This is a genomic window from Maricaulis maris, assembly GCF_036322705.1.
GTDB classification, from domain to species: Bacteria; Pseudomonadota; Alphaproteobacteria; order Caulobacterales; family Maricaulaceae; genus Maricaulis; species Maricaulis maris_B.
The window spans coordinates 2,235,313-2,259,474 of sequence record NZ_AP027270.1; the positions used below are offsets into that span (position 1 = coordinate 2,235,313).

The 24,162-nt window shown below is 63.5% G+C and carries 18 protein-coding genes, 1 tRNA gene, 2 pseudogenes and 1 other annotated feature; of the genes and pseudogenes, 11 read left to right on the plus strand and 10 right to left on the minus strand.

All coding sequences use genetic code 11. The annotated features are described in order from the left end of the window. The first annotated feature begins 4 nt into the window (after positions 1-4). Both AAA969_RS10600 and AAA969_RS10605 read left to right on the plus strand, forming a co-directional pair. Positions 5-1,150 carry an alpha-hydroxy acid oxidase gene (locus AAA969_RS10600; protein ID WP_338246033.1) on the plus strand — a complete coding sequence of 382 codons (1,146 nt, stop codon included), beginning with the start codon at positions 5-7 and terminating at the stop codon, positions 1,148-1,150. Between the two features lie 62 nt (positions 1,151-1,212). Further along, positions 1,213-2,766 carry an acetolactate synthase large subunit gene (locus AAA969_RS10605; protein WP_338246034.1) on the plus strand — a complete coding sequence of 518 codons (1,554 nt, stop codon included), beginning with the start codon at positions 1,213-1,215 and terminating at the stop codon, positions 2,764-2,766. A 3-nt stretch (positions 2,767-2,769) separates the two neighbouring features. On the opposite strand, the gene AAA969_RS10610 is transcribed toward AAA969_RS10605, so the two are convergent. Both AAA969_RS10610 and AAA969_RS10615 read right to left on the minus strand, forming a co-directional pair. After that, positions 2,770-4,596 carry an ATP-binding protein gene (locus AAA969_RS10610; protein ID WP_338246035.1) on the minus strand — a complete coding sequence of 609 codons (1,827 nt, stop codon included), beginning with the start codon at positions 4,594-4,596 and terminating at the stop codon, positions 2,770-2,772. Between the two features lie 203 nt (positions 4,597-4,799). Continuing rightward, a complete protein-coding gene (locus AAA969_RS10615) occupies positions 4,800-6,392 on the minus strand; it encodes a hypothetical protein (protein ID WP_338246036.1) in 1,593 nt (530 codons plus the stop codon). A gap of 996 nt (positions 6,393-7,388) precedes the next feature. On the opposite strand from AAA969_RS10615, the pseudogene AAA969_RS10620 reads away from it, so the two are divergent. The 5 genes and pseudogenes from AAA969_RS10620 to AAA969_RS10635 all read left to right on the plus strand — a co-directional run. Continuing rightward, positions 7,389-7,688, plus strand: a pseudogene (locus AAA969_RS10620) (integrase core domain-containing protein); the annotation flags it as partial. Positions 7,689-7,926: 238 nt separating this feature from the next. Further along, positions 7,927-8,796, plus strand: a complete 870-nt coding sequence (locus AAA969_RS10625; RefSeq protein WP_338246037.1) for a hypothetical protein — start codon at positions 7,927-7,929, stop codon at positions 8,794-8,796. 15 nt (positions 8,797-8,811) lie between these two features. Then, positions 8,812-10,040, plus strand: a protein-coding gene (locus tag AAA969_RS10630; protein ID WP_338244211.1) for an IS3 family transposase whose coding sequence is annotated in 2 segments (ribosomal slippage) — positions 8,812-9,100 and positions 9,100-10,040 — 1,230 coding nt in all. Because the reading frame shifts where the segments join, the coding sequence is not laid out codon by codon here. After that, positions 9,093-9,209, plus strand: a sequence feature (AL1L pseudoknot). It overlaps the preceding gene by 117 nt. An 82-nt stretch (positions 10,041-10,122) precedes the next feature. After that, positions 10,123-10,359: pseudogene (locus tag AAA969_RS15100) on the plus strand (hypothetical protein); the annotation flags it as partial. A 15-nt stretch (positions 10,360-10,374) separates the two neighbouring features. Beyond that, the gene (locus AAA969_RS10635; RefSeq protein WP_338246038.1) at positions 10,375-10,761 is read left to right on the plus strand and encodes a hypothetical protein; all 387 of its coding nucleotides are present in this window, start codon (positions 10,375-10,377) and stop codon (positions 10,759-10,761) included. Positions 10,762-11,422: 661 nt separating this feature from the next. On the opposite strand, the gene AAA969_RS10640 is transcribed toward AAA969_RS10635, so the two are convergent. Further along, positions 11,423-11,499: transfer RNA gene (locus AAA969_RS10640), tRNA-Ile, on the minus strand. Between the two features lie 210 nt (positions 11,500-11,709). Between AAA969_RS10640 and AAA969_RS10645 the strand changes: the two genes are divergently transcribed. Then, positions 11,710-12,417 (plus strand): SIMPL domain-containing protein, encoded by a 708-nt coding sequence (locus tag AAA969_RS10645; RefSeq protein ID WP_338246039.1) that lies wholly within the window; start codon positions 11,710-11,712, stop codon positions 12,415-12,417. Positions 12,418-12,423: 6 nt separating this feature from the next. Here AAA969_RS10645 and panD read toward each other — a convergent pair whose 3' ends face one another. After that, positions 12,424-12,789 (minus strand): aspartate 1-decarboxylase, encoded by a 366-nt coding sequence (gene panD, locus AAA969_RS10650; RefSeq protein WP_339335233.1) that lies wholly within the window; start codon positions 12,787-12,789, stop codon positions 12,424-12,426. A gap of 210 nt (positions 12,790-12,999) precedes the next feature. Between panD and AAA969_RS10655 the strand changes: the two genes are divergently transcribed. Then, the gene (locus tag AAA969_RS10655) at positions 13,000-13,731 is read left to right on the plus strand and encodes a hypothetical protein (protein WP_338246041.1); all 732 of its coding nucleotides are present in this window, start codon (positions 13,000-13,002) and stop codon (positions 13,729-13,731) included. Beyond that, positions 13,731-14,600 carry a M23 family metallopeptidase gene (locus tag AAA969_RS10660; RefSeq protein ID WP_338246042.1) on the plus strand — a complete coding sequence of 290 codons (870 nt, stop codon included), beginning with the start codon at positions 13,731-13,733 and terminating at the stop codon, positions 14,598-14,600. Before AAA969_RS10655 ends, AAA969_RS10660 begins: the two co-directional genes overlap by 1 nt. A 21-nt stretch (positions 14,601-14,621) precedes the next feature. On the opposite strand, the gene AAA969_RS10665 is transcribed toward AAA969_RS10660, so the two are convergent. From AAA969_RS10665 to AAA969_RS10690, 6 genes are all read right to left on the minus strand, one after another. Next, positions 14,622-15,044, minus strand: a complete 423-nt coding sequence (locus AAA969_RS10665) for a secondary thiamine-phosphate synthase enzyme YjbQ (protein ID WP_338246043.1) — start codon at positions 15,042-15,044, stop codon at positions 14,622-14,624. A 284-nt stretch (positions 15,045-15,328) separates the two neighbouring features. Next, on the minus strand, positions 15,329-15,646 hold the full coding sequence (locus AAA969_RS10670) for a hypothetical protein (protein WP_338246044.1): 318 nt from the start codon (positions 15,644-15,646) through the stop codon (positions 15,329-15,331). A 128-nt stretch (positions 15,647-15,774) separates the two neighbouring features. Further along, on the minus strand, positions 15,775-17,874 hold the full coding sequence (gene rpoD / locus AAA969_RS10675) for an RNA polymerase sigma factor RpoD (RefSeq protein WP_338246045.1): 2,100 nt from the start codon (positions 17,872-17,874) through the stop codon (positions 15,775-15,777). A 52-nt stretch (positions 17,875-17,926) separates the two neighbouring features. Continuing rightward, positions 17,927-19,768 (minus strand): DNA primase, encoded by a 1,842-nt coding sequence (gene dnaG / locus AAA969_RS10680; RefSeq protein ID WP_338246046.1) that lies wholly within the window; start codon positions 19,766-19,768, stop codon positions 17,927-17,929. Positions 19,769-19,866: 98 nt separating this feature from the next. Then, entirely contained in the window at positions 19,867-21,783 is a 1,917-nt protein-coding gene (locus AAA969_RS10685; protein ID WP_338246047.1) for a beta-propeller domain-containing protein, read from the minus strand. Between the two features lie 98 nt (positions 21,784-21,881). Continuing rightward, complete coding sequence (locus tag AAA969_RS10690) at positions 21,882-22,346, minus strand: GatB/YqeY domain-containing protein (protein WP_338246048.1); 465 nt, start codon at positions 22,344-22,346, stop codon at positions 21,882-21,884. A 543-nt stretch (positions 22,347-22,889) separates the two neighbouring features. On the opposite strand from AAA969_RS10690, the gene carA reads away from it, so the two are divergent. Further along, entirely contained in the window at positions 22,890-24,062 is a 1,173-nt protein-coding gene (gene carA / locus AAA969_RS10695) for a glutamine-hydrolyzing carbamoyl-phosphate synthase small subunit (protein ID WP_338246049.1), read from the plus strand. The last annotated feature ends 100 nt before the right edge of the window (positions 24,063-24,162 follow it).

The window sequence follows — 24,162 nt, forward strand, 5'->3', positions numbered from 1 at the left end:
TCGCATGACAGCGATTGAGCAGGCCCACAATATCGAGGCTTTGCGGGCCTTGGCCCGCAAGCGCCTGCCGCGCATGGTGTTCGACTATATCGACGGCGGATCGGACGACGAGATCACGCTGGGTCGCAATGACCGGCGTTATGGCGATTACGAGCTGAACTTCAAATCCCTGGTCGACATCTCCAGCATCAATCTCGAGACCCGTGTGATGGGTGCAAGGAGCCGGGCACCCATCATCGTCACGCCGACCGCCGCCCAGCGCCTGTTCAATCCGCGCGCCGGCGAGGCCGCCGTGGCCCGTGCAGCGAAGGCGAAGGGGCTGGTCTATTGCCTCTCCACCCTCGCCTCGACCAGGATCGAGGATATCGCCAAATACACCGACGGACCGAAATGGTTCCAGGTCTATGTCTGGAAGGACAGGGCGATCGTCGAGAAGGCCATGGAACGGGCCAGGGCGGCGGGTTTCACCGGTCTCATCCTGACCGTCGATGTCCCGGTCGCCGGCAATCGCGAGCGCGATCATCTCAACGCCTTCACCATTCCACCCAAGATCAACGCCAAGACGGTCAGCCAGGTGCTGGCGCGTCCCGGCTATCTCTGGGACATGGCCACCACACCGGAAATCCTGGCGGCCAACTGGGCCGACATGGATACCGGCGGCATGGGCATCATCCAGTTCCTCGACAGCCAGTTCGACCGCACGGTGACCTGGCAGGACGCAAAATGGATGAAGGAGGCCTGGGGCGGTCCGTTTGCGATCAAGGGCATTGCCCGACCCGATGACGCCCGCCGCTGCATCGATGTCGGGGCCGACGCGGTCTGGGTCTCCAATCATGGCGGCCGCCAGCTCGACACGGCCCCGGCCACGATCGACACCCTGCCCGATATTGTCGCGGCGGTGCGCGGCCAGGCCGAGATCATCCTCGATGGCGGCATCCGGCGCGGCACCGACATCATCAAGGCCCTGGCGCTGGGAGCCACAGCGGTTGCGGTCGGCCGCCCCTACCTGTTCGGACTGGGCGCCGGCGGCCAGGCCGGCGTCGAGCGGGCACTGGATATCCTCCTGACCGCACTGGAGCGCGACATGGCGCTGGTCGGCGCATCGAAACTGTCGGAATTGACGCCGGACTTTGTCCGCCTGCCGCGCTAGTTTCCTGCCAGACGGAACGAAGAACCAAAGAAACAAGTCAATCCAACGGACGGGGTCGAAGAATGTTTGCTGCAGAGAGTCTGGTCAGGACGCTGATCAATCAGGGCGTCGAGGTCTGTTTCACCAATCCGGGCACCTCGGAAATGCACATGGTCGCCGCGCTCGACCGGACCGAGGGCATGCAGTCCGTGCTGTGCCTGTTCGAGGGCGTCGCGACCGGAGCTGCCGACGGCTATGCCCGCATGGCCGACAAGCCGGCCTGCACCCTGCTCCATCTCGGCCCCGGCGCCGGCAACGGTCTTGCCAACCTGCACAATGCCCGCCGCGCCTACGCCCCCGTCGTCAACATTGTCGGCGATCATGCCCGCGACCACCTCACGCTCGACGCGCCCCTGACCTCGGACGCGGCCGGTGTCTGCCGGCCGATGTCGCGCTGGGTCGGCTGCGTCGGTGATGCCTCGGAAGTCTCCACCATGGCGGTGGAGGCCGTGCGCCAGTCCTTTGGCCCGGAACGCGGGGTCGCGTCCCTGATCCTGCCCGCCGACTGCGCCTGGTCAGACGCCGAGCCGGCCGTCCTTGAAGCGGCTCCGATGCCGGTCCAGATCGCAGTCGAAGCCGACCGGATCGACGCCATTGCCGCTGCCCTGCGCGCCGCCGAGAACCCGATCATCCTGCTGGGCAATGACGCTTGCCGCGAAGACGGGCTCGCCGCCGCCGGCCGGATTGCCGAAGCGACCGGAGCCCGGCTCTTCATGGACACATTCGTGCCGCGCATCGCCCGCGGACACGGCCGGGTCTCGCCCAAGCGGCTGGCCTATTTCGGTGAGCAGGCCATCGAGGAACTGAGCGGTGCCGACCTGCTCGTCATCGCCGGCTCAAAGCCGCCGGTCGCCTTTTTCGCCTATCCCGGACAACCGGGCGAGCTGACACCTGAGGGGACGAAAACAGAAACCCTGGCCGGCCCGTCCGAGGACGTCATCCAGGCCCTGCAGGGTGTCGCGGCCAGCCTCGAGGTCGCTGAGGCACCGCTTGAGCTGCCGGGCCTGTCGCAAGCCCCGAAGCTCTTCCCGGACGAGCCGCTCAATCCGGGCTATGTCGGGATCTCGCTGCTGCGTCACATGCCCGAGGACTCGATCATCTGCGACGATGCGACAACGTCCGGCATGGGCGTCTTCCCCTGGATCGAACATGGCCCGCGCCATGACTGGCTGTGCCTGACCGGTGGGGCGATCGGCTCCGGCATGCCGCAAGCCATCGGGGCCGCCCTCGCCTGCCCGGACAAGCAGGTCTTCGCCCTGTGCGGCGACGGCGCGGCGGCCTATACGCTACAGGCGCTGTGGACCCAGGCGCGCGAGAAGCAGAACGTGATCAATGTGGTGTTCGCCAACCACTCCTATCTGGTGCTCAATGTCGAGCTGGCCCGGGTCGGCGCCGGCAATCCCGGTCCCGCGGCCCAGCAAATGCTGTCGCTGGACAATCCCAAGATGGACTGGGTGAAGCTGGGTGAGGGTTTCGGCGTCCCCGGACAACGCGCCCGGACGGCCGGCGAGTTCGACGAGGCGCTCAAGCGGGCTCTTGCCGCCGGTGGTCCGCAGATGATCGTCGCCGAAATCTAGCCGCTAGCGACTTGCCAGACGGCCTTCCCCGGCCGTCTCGGCATCGCCCTCCGCCCGATCGGTCACCAGCGCCGTTTTCAGGACACGACGCAGTTCGGCGATTTCGACCGGCTTGGGCAGGTAGTCGGAGAAGCCGGCGGCCAGAAACTCGCGGCGGTGGTCGTCCGAGGCCAGAGCGGTGACCGCGACGATCCGGGCATCAGCCGACTTGCGGGTCTCGCGGATGCACTGCATCGCGCTCACCCCGTCCATCTCCGGCATCTGGATGTCCATCAGGACCACATCATAGGCCATCGAGGTTGCCTTGTTGACGGCCTCGCGACCGCCGGAGGCGCTGTCGACGATCAACTCGTCCGCCTTGACGATCTGCTGGACCATCGCTTTCAGAACCAGCTGGTTGGTCATGACATCATCGACGACCAGGATCCGGGCTGCGGCCTCGACCGGCTCCACGCTGGCCGGATCCCGCTTGGCGACGGGACGCTCGCGGCCCTCGACCCGCTCAAGCGGCAGATCGATGGTGAAGGTCGAGCCACGCCCCATCTTGCTGGACAGGGTGATCTTGCCATCCATCTTTGCGACCAGCCGGCGGCAGATCGCCAGTCCGAGGCCGGTACCGCCATAGCGCCGGGTGACCGACGCATCGACCTGGCTGAAGGGATCAAAGATCGCCTCCTGCTTGTTCCCCGGGATGCCGATGCCGGTGTCGCGAACGGCAAGGCGGACCCGCGTCACGCCCTCGCGCGGCTCACCGACACTGGCCAGCGAGACACTGATGCGTCCGCTATGGGTGAATTTCACGGCATTGCCGAGCAGATTGTTGATCACCTGGCGCAGGCGGATCGGGTCCCCGACCACGAAGGCCGGCTCGCCGAGCTGGTTGCTGACGGACAGCGCCACGCCCTTGGCTTCCGCCTGGGCGCGCCAGTGTTCGGTTGTGCTGCGGACCAGGGCCGAGAGATCGAACTCACGCGTTTCAAGCTCGAGGGCATCGGCGTCGATCTTCGACAGGTCGAGGATTTCATTGAGTAGTTCCAGCAGCGCCTTGCCGCTCTCGTCGATCAGGTCGAGATTGCGCCGGTGGTCTTCGCTGAGGGTCTGATCGGCCTGCATCACATTGGTCATGCCGATGACACCATTGAGCGGCGTCCGCACCTCATGGCTCATATTGGCGATGAATTCCGACTTCGCCCGATTGGCTTCCTGCGCCGAAATCAGCGCGGTTTCCAACTGCTTGTTCGCCTCGGTCAGGGCCAGCCTGGCATCGGTGGTGGCCGAGCGGAAACTCGAGCCGAACAGCACGATCCAGACGCAGGAGAAGGCCGCCGCGGCGACCAGCATGTTCACCAGCTCGGTCGAATTGAACGCCAGCCGGCCGAAGGTGTCGGGATTGGCGTTCGCCACGATCAGCCAGAAATACGCACCCAGGGGCGGGATTGCGACCAACACGGCGCGAGAGCCCCAGGCGATGTAGGCGCCCAGCACGATGCCCGGCAGGTAGAGCGTTGCCGGCGGAAAGGACCCTCGGTTGGCCCAGGCCGCGGCGAACATGACAATCGCGGCAAGCCCGATGATGACGCCCATGGTCGCATTGGGGCGCCGCAGGCGCAGACCGACAATCCCGATCGTGGCGGCGATCAGGCTCGAAATCAGACCAAGCTCGGCCATTCCGGGACGGCCGCCGAGGACAAAGGCGAGCAGGAAGGCATTGACCAGCCCCATCAGGGTGAAGATCGCTGTATAGGCCACGGCAATGCGGGATTTGATCGCATGATCGAAGTCGATCTGCGGATCAGCCCCTGTCCAGCGGTCGATCTGCCTCCACAGCATATCGGTATACCCCTCATCCACTCCGGGCCGAAGATAGCGCAACGGGGTTAATAAATCCGGTGTTCCCGCCGGGGTTTTATCGCAAAACCCAGCCGGACCGGGACCTTGGCCCCTCCCCGGGCCGGATCGACAAACGCGGCATGCCAACGCAAAACGCCGCACCCGTCAGGGCGCGGCGTTTCGTGTCGCGATGATCGCAGGGCCTAGAAGGCGGCCTGCACACCGAAGGTGATGACGTCCGTCGTGGCATCACGCTCGGACCAGCTCGCGCCGCCCGGCAGATTGCCACCGCTGACGAAGTTCAGCGGGGCCCAGCCATTCACATGGATGAACTCGCCGAACATGTTCACGCCAGGCGCGATGAAATAGCCGAGACCGGCCACATACTGGTCCTGACGCTCCCACGGTGCCCCGTCATCGCCAGCCCGGAAGCGGCTGAACTCGAAGGAGACATCCAGCGGGCTGTCCTGACCGATATCCATGGCATAGCGCCCCCCCAGAGCCCAGGAACTGGTTTCCTGTGCGGCAAAGACGCTGAGCGGATTGGTCGGATCCGGCACGGCCGAACCGGGCCAGACATCGGTCGTCTGCTGGAACTCGCCGATGAACTCGAACGCGCCGGTCTCGATGCGACCGTAGACGGCATAGGCCGGGTTGTTCTCGGCACAGGCCGTGAAGTGGAAGACCGGGTAGGGTTGGCAGTACGGGCTGGCATGCTCATAGCTGGCACCAACCATCACCGATCCGTCCTCGCCCATCGGCAGGGTGTAGTTCGCGTCGACGGCAAAGTTGTTCACGCGCGAGGGAACGGCTGTTCCCTGGACCGGCGCATTGGCCGCACGGAACTGGGCCCCGCCCTGAATCCCCATGGCGCGGATGTGCAGGCCGTTATTGTAGTAGCCAACCAGGCCGCCATAGGCGAGTCCGGCGAAGGAGTGCCAGGTCGTCGAATTGGTGAAGGGGCTGACCGTGTCATTCATGCCGAACGGCGTGTCCATCTTGCCGATCGCGGCATACCAGGGTGACTGGTCGAGATCACCGATCATCACCCAGGCCTTGCGGACCTGGACCTGGTTGCGGTTGAGGTCGGTGATGGTGCCGGAGCCGAAGCTCTGCTCCGGATTGTACAGCATCTCGACATAGCCGGTGATGGTGTCCGACATGCGCGCCGTCAGGGCGAACTGGGCCGAGTGAACCACCATTTCGGAGACTTCCTCACCGATCTGGTTGTTCGAGGTCGGGTGACGCATCAGCCAGCCGAACTTGGTGTCCGAGTTGGAGCGCTGGTAATTGGCCAGCACCGTGACACCACCGCTGAGCGTGACACGGTTTTCAAGCTCGCCATTCTGCATCGCCTGGAGCTGGATCAGCTGGCGACGATTGATGCCCTCGGCATGATCGAGCACGGCGAAGCTGTAATCCTGGCTCAGACCGACAAAGCCCTGTCCCATCGACTGCTGGTACGCGGCATGGTGTTCGGCGTGCGGAACCTGGACCGGCATGTCAGCATGGCCGGCCGGGGCATGACCCGCCCCGTGACCCGTCCCGTGACCGGAACCGTGACCGGAACCGTGATCGGCCCCGTGACCGGCGCCATGCGGCATGGCCGGTGCGGTCGCCGTCGCGCCCTGGGTTTCGAGGAATTCCAGCAGGCGCCGGTTGGTTTCTTCCAGCTGCACGATCCGCGCTTCGAGCGCTTCGATACGGGCATCTTCGGCCTCATCGGCAAACGCCGGAGAGCCCAGGGTTGCAAGCGCCAATGCGCTCACACCCAAAGCGAGATAATCACGATACATTTTGGTCCCTGTCCTTGGTCAGATTGGCGCCGAAACCCTTGGGGTTTGTCCCACAGCCGCCGTCAGTCAAATGATCGATCAAAAACACGGACTCGCCTCGTTGATCGATCCACACAAGAGTGCGTCGCGTTGTGTAATCGGACACGCCTTAAATTATTCTTGCGATCTTGCCGCGGCCTTCACGACCCGGGCAGCCCCCCCCCCGATCGATCCCGGAGCGATCCGCCTATCCCCCGTTCCAGTGCCCGTCCTTCTCCCGTGGGAGACGGTGCCCGGAAGGGGCGGATGAGGGGGATGCGTGCTGCTGTCACCGGGATTTACCCCTCACCCTGACCCTCTCCCCAGGGAGAGGGAAAGCACCGCGCCAACAAAAACTTTTCCGCACCCCCACGACCCCATGGGACACTGCCCTCGGTTTTCGGGACCGGAGACACTAAACGACCGACCCCATCTACCTGGCGTATTGGAAACGGGTTGGAGACAGCCCCGGAAAGCTCCGTGGGCGGGATGCCGAGGACACCACGGACACCGCAGACCCGCCAACCGGACACCCCCGGTGTCCACCGGCATCCCGCTCGCTCCCACCACTTCCGCGCCGGGCCGGCGGCCGGGCAAGTGCCCGTCCGGTCGACGACGACCGGAACAGGGATGTGACCCGGCCGCACCGCCAGGCGCAGGGCAATCCATAGATCGCTTGTCAGCCAGCGGGCCGCATCCGGGTCTTCAGCTCAAGGATGAAACCGCGAAGCGGCCGCGTTGCGGCCCTTGACCTGAAGACCCGGATGCGGCGGTCTCTCGGTAAGCGGTTTAGGGTGGGGTTTGCGCCACGGCGCGGGGGGTAGAGGTGGACTAATTGTGTCTGTCCCGGTTTCCCCGCGAGGTGGACTAATTGTGTCTGTCCCGGTTTCCCCGCGGTTCCCTCCCTGGACCCGTCTCGCTTCGAGGGGCGGAGGGTGAGTGTGTTGGTGGAAAACGGTACGTGTCGCCGTTTATTACATGAGCCATGTTCGCGGCGCACCGTTCCATCCCCAGACGCAAGGCAAGATCGAGCGCTGGCACCAGACCTTGAAGAACCGCATACTGTTGGAAAACTACTTCCTGCCCGGCGATCTCGAAACGCAGATCAAGGCGTTCGTCGAACATTACAACCACCAACGCTACCACGAGAGCCTGAACAATGTGACGCCTGCAGACGCCTACTTCGGAAGAGCACAAACCATCATCAAACAACGTGAAAGGATCAAACGACAGACCATCGAATATCGGCGCTTGCAACACCGAAAGCACGCCGCCTAATATCAACCAACCAGACGAGGCCGATGCTCCGATAATCTACGATGCCATCTGTGCCAAATGTTCTGACGACGGACAGCAGCCCTTGAGCAGCTCGTCCAGCAGTTCATTCGAAATCGTCATCGTCCTTGCTCCTTTCAGGAAGCATGGATCAGATCACAGATACACAAAAGCTCTGACATTATCTTTCTATTAATCGGCCTGACTTAGACCGCACAGGTTAAAAACCGTTTGGTGCGTTATGGTCGATATCTCTTCCTACGCCCCGTCCCTTGCAGCAGTTGGGGCGGCGCGTGCCTCAACAACTCAAGCCACTAAAGTCGCCACCAGCTATGGCGAGCGACCCACCTATCGTGATGATGCCGTCACTGCAGGTACAGTCATCAAAGCTATGAGCAGCAAGATCAGCCGGCTCAACGATGTGCGTTCACTTGAGCGCATTAATGGCTTACTGGATGTCACACTGGCCACAACAGATGCCATCGTCGACACCCTGACCGAAATGAAAACACTTGCAGCCCGCCTGCAGGACCAGAGCCTGTCAGACGACATGCGCGCGACGCTCACCAATGAGTACAACAAGCTCTTGCCACGCATCAATGAGCTGACCGAAATGGCCAACTTCGGCGGCCGCAATCTGATCAATCCCGGTGCAGCACAATTCTCAGGTGATCTGGAACTGCCAGATGGGCAAGTGATCGAGGCTAGGGACCTGCGCCTAAAGGATGCACCCACGCTTGCTCATGAAAGCTTGGCCTCGGCATATAACGGTATTTCGACCGTCGCGGGTACGCCTCCCTTACCCCGGCCAGCCACAACTGCAGACACGACACTTAGCGATGGATCCGTTGCCATGACAAGCAATGGCGCAAATAGGATCGTTTTTGGCAACGTCCCCGGTCACTTAAGCGGCTCTACGATCACATTGCGATTGGAGGCTGACAGCTATGCAAGTCAGGGGATTTTTGAATTACAGGCAACCGGCGAGTATTTCCGGACTTTTCTTGTAGGTTCTATCGATAGTCAAAATCGCCTGCTAGTGAAACAGACACGAGGCACGGACCCCGACGGTATGAACCGCCCCGGGTTTCCTGGAGGCTCCAACCTGTGAGAAGGAGGAGCCATCATGGAACGACATACGACACGATATCCGGCGGAGGTTCGCGAGCGGGCTGTCCGGCTGGTTCTGGATCATCAGAGCGATCATGCTTCGCAATGGGAAGCGATTGGCTCGGTGGCGGCGAAGATCGGATGCACGGCGGAGACGCTGCGCCGTTGGGTCCGGCAGGCTGAACGCGACAGCGGGGCTCGGCCCGGGGTGACGAGCGAGGATCGCGACAAGATCCGCGCGCTCGAGCGGGAGAACCGCGAGCTGCGTCAGGCCAACGAGATATTGCGCAAGGCCAGCGCTTATTTTGCCCAGGCGGAGCTCGACCGCCGGTTCAGGCCATGATCGCCTTCATCGACGATCATCGCGAGGTGCACGGCGTCGAGCCGATCTGCAAGGTATTGCCGATCGCCCCGTCCACCTATCGCGAGCACGTCGCCCGGCGGCGCGATCCGGACAGACGCCCGGCACGGGCCAGGCGCGACGCGGCCTTGAAAGTGGAGGTCCGGCGCGTGTTCGAGGAGAACTTCGCGGTGTACGGCGTGCGCAAGGTCTGGCGTCAGCTGCGGCGCGAAGGCTTCGACGTGGCGCGCTGCACGGTGGAGCGGCTGATGCGTGAGATGGGGTTGGCTGGCGCCATCCGCGGCAAGCCGGTAAAGACCACCAGGAGTGACAAGAGCGCGCCGTGCCCGCTTGACCGGGTGAACCGCCAGTTCCAGCCATCCGCGCCGAACCGGCTATGGGTATCGGACTTCACCTATGTCGCCACCTGGACCGGCTTTGTCTACGTGGCGTTTGTCATCGACGCCTACGCCCGGCGTATCGTGGGCTGGCGCGTCAGCCGCTCGGCCCATGCCGCCTTCGTTCTGGACGCCCTTGAGCAGGCGTTGCATCAGCGCCGCCCGATGTCCGGCGGCGGGCTCGTCCATCATTCCGATCGCGGCAGCCAGTACGTTTCGATCAAGTACACCGAACGGCTCGCCGAGGCTGGCGTCGAGCCTTCCGTGGGCAGCGTGGGCGACAGCTACGACAACGCCTTGGCCGAGACGATCAACGGGCTCTACAAGGCCGAGGTTATCCACCGAAGGGGCCCGTGGCGTTCGCTGGAAGCGGTCGAATACGCCACCCTGGAATGGGTCCACTGGTTCAATAACCGCCGCATACTCGAGCCGATCGGCAACATCCCGCCGGCCGAGGCCGAAGAGCGCTACTACGAAAACCTGGATCAAACCGGCATAGCCGCGTAACACTCAAACCAAACAGCCTCCGGGAAATCCGGGGCGGTTCAGTAACCCAGTTGGTGGGGCAAGAGGACTCGTAGGCCCAACTGTCGAGGACGGTTCAATCATCGAATGGACCGTCACGCTGGATGAATCCGGCCAGATAGACGGCTACCTCAATGGCGAAAAATATGGGACTGCTACCGGCCCGTATTACGGCGTCTATGGCCCCGGGAATAACATTAGAGTCAATATTGGAAGTCCGTCTGGATTTGCGGCCGCTCCATCAGTCAATTATCAAGGCAAAATTGGGCATTTCGCGCTTTTCGATGAAGCATTAAGCGAATCTGAAATTGCCGAGATGCATCAGAATACCAAAGGTGGCATTGGCGGTTGGGTTAAGGACTGGGATGGTGCCAGCGGATATTACGAATCCTACCTCGAAAACGTTTTAGCGGCACAGGCGTCGATTGGCCGCGCTGCCCGGACAATGGAGCTGAAAGCGCAGTTTCAGCAACGCATGGTGGATGCGATCGACACCGCTACAGCCCGACTGGTTAACAAAGATATTGATCGCCTTGGTGCGTTACGGGCTGCAGGTGAAGTGCGCGAGCAACTGGCTCAGGCGATGATGCAAACACAAACGAATACCCTGTTTGCGCAAATCAGCTTGTTCTCAAATGCCCTCGGTATGTTCGATGCTATCAATCTTGGTGGCTTCAAGCCCCAAGGGCTGAGCTTGGGTTAGGCAAGACTGATCGCCATCCCTTCAAAATTCCCTCTGACGTTGCTCATGTTTTCAATCTTCAACCACCTTTTCAGAAAGACACACCAGCCTGAAAGCAGGGCCAATAAGCGTCTGCAGGATGTGAAAGAAGGCAAGCGTGCTTGGATCAGCCTTGGAAAAACACAAGGCTATGAGATTAAGGTCCGACGGGACCAAGACGAGTAGTACGACTGACTGGTGTAAGCTCTTTCCAAATACCCGCTGGATGTGGTCTGCCCCATCGGAGGCGTCCGCGAAGCGGACTGCCGTGAGATCGAGAAAATGGTGGAGCCGAGAGCACTGAGTTCGAACCCGCAGGGTTCGCAAGCGCGACTGCGCGTCGGCCGGTCAGGCCGCCCCATCGGAGGCGTCCGCGAAGCGGACTGCCGTGAGATCGAGAAAATGGTGGAGCCGAGAGAACTGAGTTCGAACCCGCAGGGTTCGCAAGCGCGACTGCGCGTCGGCCGGTCAGGCCGCCCCATCGGAGGCGTCCGCGAAGCGGACTGCCGTGAGATCGAGAAAATGATGGAGCCGAGAGAACTGAGTTCGAACCCGCAGGGTTCGCAAGCGCGACTGCGCGTCGGCCGGTCAGGCCGCCCCATCGGAGGCGTCCGCGAAGCGGACTGCCGTGAGATCGAGAAAATGGTGGGCCCGGAGGGACTCGAACCCCCAACCAAGCGGTTATGAGCCGCCGGCTCTAACCAATTGAGCTACAGGCCCCGCTGTCAAAGCGTGCCTCATCGATACTGGCTCTTGGCGGTCACGCCAAGACGGGTTGGCAGGTCATGTTACAGCGCTGACATCATGATGGCAGAAATCGATCATACGCGTTCAGGCTGCTGTCAGCTCGAAACGTGATAGGGTGAGGGTCACTTGAAACGGTCGGACGGCGTGAGCCGCTGACCGGTTCGCAACCCCCGGAGTCTTCCCATGTTACGCGCCCTGATCACATCGACGGCCCTCGCCGCCACGCTTTGCGTCCCTGCCTTCGCCCAGACCGGCGAAAGCGAGCCGACCCTGTCCCTGTCCGAAAGCGCGACCGTACAGATCGCACCGGAGTATGCGATGGTCTCCTCTGGTGTGGTGAGCCGGGCCGATACCGCCCAGGCCGCGGTTCGCGCCAATGCGGAGGCGATGAGCACGGTGTTCACGGCGCTGCGCCGGGCCGGCGTCGCGGCCGACGACATGCAGACCGCCCAGCTCTCGGTCTCGCCGGTCTATTCCGACCGCCGCCAACCCAACCAGATCGAACTGACCATTATCGGCTATGAGGCCCGCAACCAGGTCTCCGCCAAGGTGCGCGACACTGATCGCGTTGGTCAGGTGATCGATGCCATGGTGTCGGCCGGGGCCAATAATATCGATGGCGTGACCTTTGGCGCCGAGGACACCGACGACGCTCTCAATGCGGCTCGCCGCAGCGCGATCGCCGCCCTACTGAGCAAGGCCAGCCTGTTTGCCGACGCGGCCGGGTTCGAACTGTGCGGGATCCGCCGCATGGGCGAGAGCAGCTATCGCCCGCAACCGGTCTATGAAGCGCGCATGATGAGCATGGATGACAGCGCCTCGACACCGATCGCCGCCGGCGAACTCACCCTGACCGCCACAGTCAGCGCCGACTTCTGCATCACCCAATAGGCCTGATCAGGCTGCCTTGGGCTTGGCAATGACCTGGTTGTGCTCGTCAAAGAGGACCACAGCCGGGTCATGCTGCTCGGCCTCGGCCGCCTCCATCTGGGCATAGGCGACCACGATGATGCGGTCGCCAACCTGGGCCAGACGGGCCGCTGCGCCATTGATGCCGAAGGTGCGGCTGCCGCGCGGCGCCTCGATGGCGTAGGTGGTGAAACGCTCGCCATTATTGATGTTGAGTACGTCGACCTGCTCATTGGGCAGAAGCCCGGCGGCCTCGAGAAAATCGCGGTCGATCGAGATCGAGCCCTCATAGTGAAGGTCGGCCTGGGTCACCACGGCCCGGTGCAGTTTGCATTTCATCATGGTGAGGCGCATCGCGCGGCTCCAACAACAACATCTTGCGCTGCACATACGAGCAGACGCGTCGGAATTCAACGCCTGCCCGCCGTATGGGGCGGTCACATCGGTGTTGGATGCTGGCGTCGTCTGGCCCGCGACGAACGGGGTCATGTTGCACTGCCTCATCGAAGGTTCATGCAGCGCGTGCAAAAACCGTGTATACGCTTTGCCCGTGGGGAGATGATGATGGCATCCCGATTGACCTTGATGGCACCGGTCGCAGCCATGCTGCTGGCCAGCGCGGCGTCCTCGGCGCAGCAGCCTCAACCTGTACCGCAACCCGCCGGCCAGCCCCTGCCGTCGCGGCTCGACACCGCCCGCTTGAACCAGCTTGTTGCCCAGCCTGCCCGGCCGGAACCGCGACCGGATGCACCGGTCGCAATGGCGATCAACTGGGGCCAGGTCGCGGAAGACATACAGCAACAGGCCCGCACCTTTCAGCGACCCTCGAGCCTGGCTCTTGTGAACCAGACCGCCCTGCCCTTTGTCCGCCCCGGCAATCCGGAAGCGGCCGACATCAGCTCCACCAACCTGCCGGTCCTGATCCCGGGCACCGCCGCGCTGGGCCTCGATGGCAATGCCCGCGTCCTGCTGTTCCCGCGGCCGGATTTCTACACCCTGTCAATCTCGGGGCCCGGCCTCACAATCGAGGTCTTCGGCACCCGGCTGGCCCATGCCCGCACGCCGGACCCGCTCAGCACCCGCCGCCTGAACGCGACCGGTGGTGACGGCTACCGCATCAGCGCCACCGAATACGGGCGCGAGCTGAGCTTCAATCGCTATGGCGCCGCCTACTCCATCACCGTGGAGTGCGACCGCCCGGAGGCCGATCCGCGTTGCGGCAATGACGCCTATGTCCGCAACCTTGCGGACTCTCTGATCATCGCGGCCGGCACGCCAGACACGGGAGGCCAGTGATGTCACGCGATGTCGAGCTGACCCTTGCGGCCGCCGTCGCGGTCGCCGGCATCGCCGCCATGATCTGGTGGCCCATGGACGCGCCGTCCGGGCTGCCCGATCAGCCGGCCGTGGACGAAGCGCTCGAGGACAGCCCCGATGAGCCGGCACCTGAAGAGGCCGAGCCAGAGACGCTTGAAGCCGATGCGGCTGAGCCAGAGGCGCTGCCACCCGCGGATCCGGTCGATGCGGCGGGGGACATCTTCAGCTACATGCCGCCCGGCGATCTGATCGAGGACTCCGGCACCGGCCAAACCGTCCAGATCAACTACGCACCAGGCCTTCGCTTCCCGATGGAGGCGGGCCAAGCCTATGCCAATAGCCAGGTCTACAATTATGGCGGCTATCTCGGGCCGGCGGGCGGGCAGTGCAATGCGGCCAATTACGCCTATGCCTGGCGTGACAATTTCTGTGAGACGCGCGGCTATGGCACGCCGATGTGCCCGGCCGGGGTCGGCCACCAGGGCCAGGACATCCGCCCGGCCAGCTGCCAGGACGATGTCCATTGGGCCGTCGCCGTCGACGATGGCACGATCACGTCGATCGGCACTTATTCGGTCCGGCTGATGACCGATGACGGCGTGCGCTACACCTATCTCCATCTCGACAAGGACACGCTGCTTGTCGAACCCGGCGACACGGTCTCGCGCGGTGAACGGATCGGCTATGTTTCGAATGAGTTCGGCGATACAGCGACGACCATCCATCTGCATTTCGAGATCAAGATGGCGATTGATACCGGCGCCGGCATCCAGAACACGCCGGTGCCGCCCTATGTCGCGCTGGTCGACAGCTATGAACGGCTGATCGGCGGCGAGGAAGCCGGATAGGATCCCTCGGCTCGCTCGCTGTCAGCCCGTCAGATGCAGGACAATTTCGCGACGATGCGGCCGCTTACGGTGTTCAAAGAGGTAGAGACCCTGCCAGGTTCCAAGTAATGGCTGGCCATGCGCGACCGGTATTCCGATCGAGGTCTGGGTCAGTGCTGCCTTGATATGCGCTGGCATGTCGTCCGGACCTTCCGCCGTGTGTAACAGCCACGACATTGACGGATCATCGCCATCTGGCACCAGCCGCCGGAAGAATTCATTGAGATCGCGCTGCACATCCGGATCGGCGTTTTCCTGGATGGTGAGCGAGCAGGATGTGTGGCGCACGAAGACGGTCAGGAGTGCATCGGCGGGGTTTTGTTCGGACACGAACTTTTTGACGTCGCGCGTGAAGTCGTAAAGGCCAGGGCCGGTGGTCTGGAGGGTTAGTGTGGTGAGGGGCATTATTGACCTCGATCCTCGCGGCTGTGCCAAAGGAGCAGGATGATGAGTTCGTCGCTCTCGTCGACGATCGCATAGCGTATCAAATACGCACCGGACCCGAATGGAACCAGCAACTCACGGGCACCATGCGCCTGGGACGGCGCGCCGCTGAGGAAAATCCAGAAGCGTCTCGGCCGCATAGATAATAGCTTCGGCGGCGCGGATCGAAGCATGAGGATTGTGATTGGCCAGAAAGACCCGCAGACGCTCAAAATCCCCAAGCGCCTCGGATGAAAGAACAAGCTTCAAATCTTCCTGACGGGGGGCGGCCCCTCATCGACCTTGCCCCAGCCTTCCAGCCAGGCCCGCGCTTCGTCCCATGGCACGCCGAGGCGATTTTCGCGGAACCCCGCAAGCCGTCTCTGATCCTCTTCCAGCACTTCGGGAGCCCACGCCCCGGTGCCGAGCGCGCGCTGGGCTGCGAGTTCGGTCGGCAGACCGGCCTCGTTGGCGGCCAGGTCGGCAAGGAGTTCGGCAACCGTCAGCTTGCGCGCCGCAGCCCGGGCCTTCAAAAGGTCCGCGGTTGCAGCGTCGACTTCGAGCGTACGGTATTTGGCATTCATGCCGGAAATCCTAGCCTCACGGCGTCCGCATGTCGACTGAACCGGACCTCCCAACGAAAAAGGCCGGACACGGGGCCCGGCCTTTTCGACAATCCCGGCCCGGAGCAAGTCCGGGACGACGGGCGACGTCAGTTGTCCAAAAAGCTCCGCAGCTTCCGCGACCGGCTCGGATGCTTCAGCTTGCGCAGGGCCTTGGCTTCGATCTGACGGATGCGTTCGCGGGTGACCGAGAACTGCTGACCGACTTCTTCCAGCGTGTGGTCGGTATTCATGCCGATGCCAAAGCGCATGCGCAGGACACGTTCCTCACGCGGGGTCAGGCTGGCGAGGACACGGGTCGTGGTCTCGCGCAGATTGGCCTGGATGGCGGCGTCGATCGGCAGGACGGCATTCTTGTCCTCGATGAAATCGCCCAGATGGCTGTCTTCCTCGTCGCCGATCGGCGTTTCCAGGGAGATTGGCTCCTTGGCGATCTTCATCACCTTGCGCACTTTTTCCAGCGGCATGGCGAGCTTCTCGGCCAGCTCTTCCGGGGTCGGCTCGCGGCCGATCTCGTGCAGCATCTGGCGGCTGGTGCGGACGATCTTGTTGATCGTCTCGATCATGTGCACCGGGATACGGATGGTCCGCGCCTGGTCGGCGATCGAGCGGGTGATCGCCTGCCGGATCCACCAGGTGGCATAGGTCGAGAACTTGTAGCCGCGGCGATATTCGAACTTATCGACGGCCTTCATCAGGCCGATATTGCCTTCCTGGATCAGATCCAGGAATTGCAGGCCGCGATTGGTGTATTTTTTGGCGATCGAGATGACGAGACGCAGGTTGGCCTCGACCATTTCCTTCTTCGCCACACGCGCCTCGCGCTCGCCCTTCTGGACGGTGCGGACGATACGGCGCAGATCCTCGATCGGCACGCCGGCGCGCTGGGTCAGATCGGCGAGGTCATCGCGGATCTTGCCGGCGTCGACCGCTTCACGGTCGATGAAGCGGGCCCAGGCCTTCGACGTTGACGCCATGGAAGACGGCCATTCCGGATTCAGTTCGTTACCGAAGTAACTATCCATGAACTGCGCCCGCGGCACGCCATGGGCGTCGGCCATGCGCAGCAGCTTGCCTTCCAGCGCCATGCGTTCCTTGTTGATGGCATAGAGCTGCTCGACGAGCGCCTCGATCCGCGCATTGTTCAGGTGCATCGTGTTGAGGTTGGTCACGATGGCGTTTTGCAGGCCTTCGTATTTCTCGCGGCTCTGCTTGGTCAGGTCCTTGCCGCCGATACGGGCCGAGACCAGCTTGTCCTGCAGCTTGCGGAAGGCCGCGAAGTCGGTGGCGATGGAGTCGAGTGTCTCCATCACGCCTTCGCGCAGCTCCGCTTCCATCGCCGACAGGGACAGCGACGCGCCGTCATCATCATCGTCGTCATCATCGTCGTCCGAAGACGTTTCACCGTCTTCGTCATCACCGGACTTCTCGGATTTCTCGTCGTCATCCTCGTCATCATCGGATTTCGGCTTGGCGGAGGCATCACCGGCCGGGGTCGGCGTCTCGCCTTCACCCGTACCTTCGCCGTCCTCATCCCCCTCTTCGGCGGCCTCGGCCTGCTGGCCGCCATAGGTCGCGTCGAGGTCGATGATGTCGCGCAGGAGGACTTCGCCTTCCTGCAGCTCGTCGCGCCAAACCATGATGGCTTCGAAGGTCAGCGGGCTTTCGCAGAGGCCGCGGATCATCGCATTGCGACCGGCCTCGATGCGTTTGGCGATGGCGATCTCGCCTTCGCGCGACAACAGCTCGACCGAGCCCATCTCGCGCAGATACATGCGGACCGGGTCGTCGGTGCGGTCGGCAGAGCTGGGAGTGTTGAGACCGGTAATGGCGGTCTTGGAGGCGCCGGCCACGGCACGGCTGTCGCTCTCCTCTTCCTCGTCATCCTCGTCATCATCATCGGATGACGCAGCGCCCTTGGCCGATTTCGGCGTCTCGGCAGCGTCGTCATCGACCTCGGCATCATTGTCGACAACATTGATACCCATTTCGGAAAGCTGGGCGAGCACGTCCTCGATCTGCTCGGACGAGAACTCCTCGCTCGGCAGCACCGCATTGAGCTCGTCATGGGTGACGTAACCGCGCTTCTTGGCGGTCTTCACCATATTCTTGACGGACTGGTCCGTCAGGTCCAGGAGCGGACCATCCGAGTTTTCTGCAGCGTCGTTGGCTTCAGCCGATTTGCTCATTTATTCGTCCCTTGTCGCGCCGCCCTGGGGCGCGCAATTCGAATTATACGCATCAGGAGGATTCGGAACGAGAGCTTTCGAACCGGTAGGCATCTACCACCTGCCGAAAGCGTTCCGAATCCGCCTGCTTGAGTTCTTCGTCCAGACGGGCCCGCGCCTCATCACGACGTGTCTGTGCATCGCTTCGTTCCATATAGGCATGAGCGAGCCGCTTCCAAGCTTCCGCCCTCACCTCTGGAGACGCCTCCATACCGCCCAGTTCCGCCCGCATGGGTCTGCGCTCACCGTCCAACCGCTTAATCTCTGCCGCATATCCGGCGTCGGCCAATTCGGCCCTTAGCGTGTCGGTCTGCACAAACTGCCCAGAAGAGCACGCGTCTAGAACGGCGTCGCGCAGAGTGTCAAGCGGTCCCAACCGCAAAAGCGCCAGCGTCTCGACCTGCGACGCGGCGATTTCAGGGTATTCGATGGCCGCCACGAGCAGGAGATGGCCCAGCCGGGAGGTCGGATCGGAGCGCCGTGACTGCTTGTTGCGGAGCTCAGCCGTCGCCCCCAGCGGCACACCCTTGCCCGGGCGCCACGGCCCACGCGATCCGCGCTGCCCGGACTGCGGACGGGCGCCAAAAAGCGCATCCATGCGCTGATCGAACTCGCGCTTGTACTCCTCGCGGATATCGCTGTCGGCAATCTGTGAGACCAGGGCCCGAATCCGGCGCCGGAAGCCGGCCCGGCGATCGGGATCGTCGAGCGGCTCGAGCAGAACCTCGCGCTCCCAGATCAGGTCGGCGAGCGAGCGGGTCTCGCGGAACACAGCGCGCAGGGCGTTGGCTCCCTCTTCGCGGAGGATGTCGTCCGGGTCCTTGCCGTCGGGCATGAAGGCAAAGCGCATGGTCTTGCCCGGCTGCAGCAGCGGCAGGGCACGGTCTGCGGCCTTGAAGGCAGCCGCCCGCCCGGCGCTGTCGCCGTCGAGGCACATGACCGGCTCACCGCCGGCCCGCCAGAGCAGCTGGATCTGCTCCTCGGTGACTGCAGTGCCGAGCGGCGCAACGCCGTGCTCCAGCCCGGCGCGGGCGAGCGCGATCGCGTCGAGATAGCCTTCGGTGACGATCAGGCCACGGATGTCCTGCTTGGGATCAGAGGCCGCCTTGCGCGCCTCGGGATAGCGATAGAGCAGCGAGCCCTTGTGGAAGATCGGGGTCTCCGGCGAATTGAGATATTTCGCCCGCGCCTCCTTCGACAAGGCCCGACCACCAAAGCCGACCAGGCGATTGCGCGGATCGTGGATCGGAAAGGTGATCCGGTCGCGGAAGCGGTCATAGGGTGAGCCATTGTCCGGCTCGATCAAGAGGCCGCACTCGACGAGATCGGCCACCGGCGCACCGGCGGTGACCAGTTCGTCCTTCAGCGCGGTCCGGCTTTCCGGCGCATAGCCGATGCCGAAGCGCACACAATCCTCGCCGGTCAGCCCGCGCGATTTGAGATAGCGACGAGCCTCCTCGGCGGCCGGTGAGCGCAGCGCCCTCAGGAAGAAAGTCTGGGCGCTCTCCATCCACTCAACGAGCGATTTGCGGTGCTGGGTCTTCTGCTGGCTCTCCGGATCGGGCTCGGGCAGGCGCAGACCGGCCTCGCCGGCCAGACGCTCGGCGGCTTCCATGAAGGAGAGCCCCTCCATCTCTTCCAGCCAGGTAAAGATGTCGCCATGCTTGCCGGAGGCGAAGCAATGATAGAAGCGTTTGTCATCATTGACGAAAAACGAGGGCGAGCGCTCTTTCTTGAAAGGCGACAGGCCAACGAATTCGCGGCCCTGGCGCTTCAGCGCGACGCTGCGGCCAATGAGGTCCGACGGGCGCACTCGCGCCTTGATCTCGTCGATGAAGTCCTCATTGAGACGCATGGAAAAGCACAACTCCGCCCGCAAAAACCCAAGCGGACATGATGCACCTTATTTGTCCGCTGGTCGATTTATTCGCTCAGGCACCGGCCCGCGCCGGCTCAATCCTTGCGCGGTCCGGGCGTGAAATTGACCCGGCCGATTTCCTCGACCCGTTTCTCTCCCAGAACACCCTCAACGATTTCATAGCCCAGCAGGGCCAGGATGCGGTCACGCAGGAAGATGGGACGGGCATTGCCATACCAGTCCGTGCAGGAGGCGACACAGTCGTCATCCAGCCCGGGACGGGCCCGCGCCTGCAAGCGACCGATTCGCGAGAAGCTGCCCTGCTCCCGCTGCAGGAAAACCATGTCCGCCTCGCGATCATCGCTACCGAGGAGCGGCAGGGCGGCCAGCCCGTCCCCGTCAGCGCCGCCGGGTCGGAAGAAGAAGGCATGGCTGCGGCTTTCCGACTCCGCGGTGTCTTCGAGCACGAACCGGTCCGCGATCATTGGCGCGTCGCCGTCCAGCGACACGGTGACAAAGCTCGTGTCCTCGCCCTGGGTGACAATCAGCCCGTCACGCCCGATCACCTCGATCCGCGACACCGGATCCTCGAGCCCCAAGCGGGTTGCCGCGCCGCCCTCAAGCGGCACAGCCAGCGCCAGATTCTGCGTTGCGCCGTCCACCCGCTCGTTCAGCCCCACCAGCAGGGTGTCACCAACATGGCGATTGCGGACGATCCGGGCGCGTTCGGCGACCGGAAGGAATTGATAGTCCGAGGGCGTCACCGCTTGGCTGCCATCCCCGAAGCGGGTGGTCGGCAGCCGCAGGAGCGCCGGACGACCGGTCGCGAACTCGGCCGCCCACATGCCGTCGCCATTGCCGTCCGGCAGGACGAGAATATCGAGGCGACTGGCCGCCTCATTGGCATGAAAGGAGAACTGGTCGAGCGGAGCCCCCTCGACCTGGGCGACGCTGGGTGCCGAGCCATCCAGCGGGATACGGTACAGATAGCTCTCCCCGTCGCGCTCGAACCAGCCCGGCGTGACCCAGACATAGGTCGCATTGCGGGAGACAAAGAAGCTGCGCCCCATCGGCCCGAGGACAACGGTCACCCCGCAATCGAGATCGTCGGAGGCGAGGTCGCAGCGGGTCACCACATGCATGCCGGAGACGGCCTGTGCCCCGCGCGCCTTCATTGGCGCCGGGATGTAGACATCGCTGGCCTGGGCGATGCGGTGAAAGGCCGGTTCTTCCTGGCCCGGTGCCCAGCGGCTGAGCGCCGGCAGACTGTCCAGCGGGTCGTCGCCCCAATAATCGTCAAACGCCAGAGGCGCATAGGTGATCAGCTGGTTGCCGATCAGTCGCGAGGCGTAATTGCGCGAGCTGTAATAGTCATCCGAGCGCATGTGGTGAGTGTCCAGATGCGAAAGCTGGCCGTCGGCCCCCAGTCGGAACCGACTGATTTCGGTGGCTTCGTATTGATAGCTGTATCCGATGATCACGATCAGATCGCCGGACACGATCATCTCGTCATACCAGCCGCCCGAGCCCTCCCCGCCGGGCGGGAAGGCGTCGATCTGATCAATCGCGGCCAGACCGTCATCGGCGGTCGAGATCGTGAACAGGCGCCCGCGGCGCAGCACGATCAGGTAATCACCGGCGACCTTGACGATCCCGCCCTCATCGACCCCGGCAACCTGCACATTGGTGATGTCAGGATTGTCGATCCGCGACGCGGTGACCGCGAGAACATCCGACGGACTGGCGGTTGGCGCCGGCATACTGGCTCCGCCAGGCGGTGGCGGAGGGGGCGGTGGGGGCGGCGGAGGCGGGGGCGGGTAGGCGCCGGAAACCAGCCAGTCCTCGACCTCGCCCGTCTCGTCGAGCTCGGCCAGAAAGGCGCGCAGCTCGTCATCATCGTCGAAACCGGGGAGAGGCTGCGCCCAGGCAGGAACAGCCAGCAAGGCTGCCAGGCCGATGCTCCCCGCGAACGACGAGACCCGGATTGCCCCGATCAGCTTTGATGCGAACATGTCCACTCCCCCTGCTTCGCAGAGCAAAGCAGAGGCCGAACGGGCCCGCAATCAAAGACTGGGTCAACAGGCCGGTTTGCGGCGTTGTCGGACGGGCGTCAGGCCGAAGCGAGCAGGTCTTTCACCTTGGCGCCGGCCTTGGCGAAGTCCATGCGGCCGGCATAGCGGGTTTTGAGCTCGCCCATGCAGCGCCCCATATCCTTCAGCCCGCTGGCGTCGAGCTCACTGACAACCGTCTGGGCGGCGGTTTCGATCTCGCCGTCATCCATGGGCTTGGGCAGGAATTCGCGCACAATCTCGGCTTCCGAGCGCTCGGCCTCGGCGAGATCAAGACGGCCGGCCTTCTCATAGGTCACGGCGCTTTCCTCGCGCTGCTTCACCAACTTGGTGAGCAGGGTCATGATTTCGGTATCCTCGCAGCCGGCGCAGCGGTCTTCCGCGCGAGCGGCAATATCACGGTCCTTGATGGCAGCCGAGATCAGGCGAAGCGTCGACAGACGCGCCTTGTCCTGGGCCTTCATGGCCGTTTTCATATCCGTGGTGATGCGTTCACGAAGCGACATTTTGACAACCAAACCTATCCGGGCGCCGTCAGCGGCGAATCCTGAAGAGATCTCCGGTGTGAAGAACTTTTCCTGTGCACGCAATGACGTGCCAATTGTTTCGAACAATGCGGGGCCTTTTGTTTGTGGCAACTCACGCTTGAGACTTGCGCCTCCGAAACGAGGGAGCGGGAATTATTCCGTCGGCGGCAAAGAATCAAGCCCGAATATGGACGACTGGCGATGACCGGGTTTGCAAATTCGCCGCACCACCCCTGTCATCATTTGCACGCCGGGTCCATTTCTGTCGCGAATCCCCAGACTTGCGCCGAGACGCCCGGCGAAAGGCAGTCGGTGCCCCCCTTGGAATCGGGACCGTTCGGGCGCCGCTTGCCGGACTGCGGGCGGGAGGCTCGCAGCACTCGCGGAAGCCGCCCGGCCTCACCGCTGTCCTATTGACCCGATCCCGGTTAGAGACTAGCAGAGCGCCCGTTTACCCGCGCCTCGTGAGTGACCGATTCCGGTTGCACCGTCGGCGCCCCGCCAGACCTCGGAGATGAAGCCATGACGTCCACGCCGACCCTCACACCGACCGGCGCGCTGGCGCTTGCCGACGGCACCGTCTTTCTCGGCCACGGCACGGGCGCATCCGGCATGGCGCTGGGCGAGGTCTGCTTCAACACCGCGATGACCGGTCACCAAGAAGTCCTGGCTGATCCCTCCTATGCCGGACAGGTCGTCTGCTTCACCTTCCCGCATGTCGGCAATGTCGGCGCCAATGCCGAGGACGAGGAAGCCGCCTCGGCACCGGCCCGCAAGGCCGCGGTCGGCATGATCAGCCGCGCCCGTATCACGCCGCCGGCCAGCTGGCGCGCCGAGCAGACCTTCGAGGAATGGCTGCGCACTCGCGGGATTGTCGCCCTCACCGGCATCGATACCCGTGCCCTCACCCGCAAGATCCGCGAGCACGGCATGCAGATGTGCGCCATCGCGCATGACCCGGCCGGCAATCTCGACATCGACGCCCTCAAGGCCGCGGCCGCGGCAGCGCCGACCATGGAAGGTCGCGAGCTGGCGGCCGATGTCTCGCGGACCACGACCGATGAATGGCATGAAGGCAACTGGACGCTGGGCAAAGGCTATGCTGTCGGGCCGGAAACCGGTCCGCGCGTGGTCGTGCTCGACTATGGCGTGAAGGCCAACATCCTGCGCCTGCTGACGGGCGCGGGAGCGCGCGTCGCCGTGCTGCCGGGCAAGGCGTCGATCGACGAGATCAGGGCGCTGAACCCGGACGGCGTCGTCGTCTCGAACGGCCCGGGCGATCCGGCCGAGACCGGCAAATACGCCCTGCCGACCATCAAGGCCGTCATCGAGGCCGGCATCCCGACACTGGGCATCTGCCTCGGTCACCAGATGCTCGCCCTCGCCATCGGTGCCAAGACGGCGAAGATGGCCCAGGGCCATCACGGCGCCAATCACCCGGTCAAGAATCACGAGACCGGCCAGGTCGAAATCGTGTCGATGAATCACGGCTTTGCTGTCGATGGCGCGACCCTGCCCGCGAATGCCGTCGAGACCCATGTCTCGCTGTTCGACGGCTCCAACTCCGGCTTCAAGCTGACCGACAAGCCGGTCTGGGCGGTCCAGCACCACCCCGAAGCCAGCCCCGGTCCGCAGGACAGCTTCGGCGTGTTCGACCGCTTTGTGGGTGCGCTGAAGGGGCAGGTTGAGGCGTAAGAGACCTCAACGCCGCGATACCCGTCTCAGTGAACGGCTGGCGCAAAGCGCAAGATCGCCCATACATCACTTGATGGCAAATGGCCTATGGCGGGGTCTG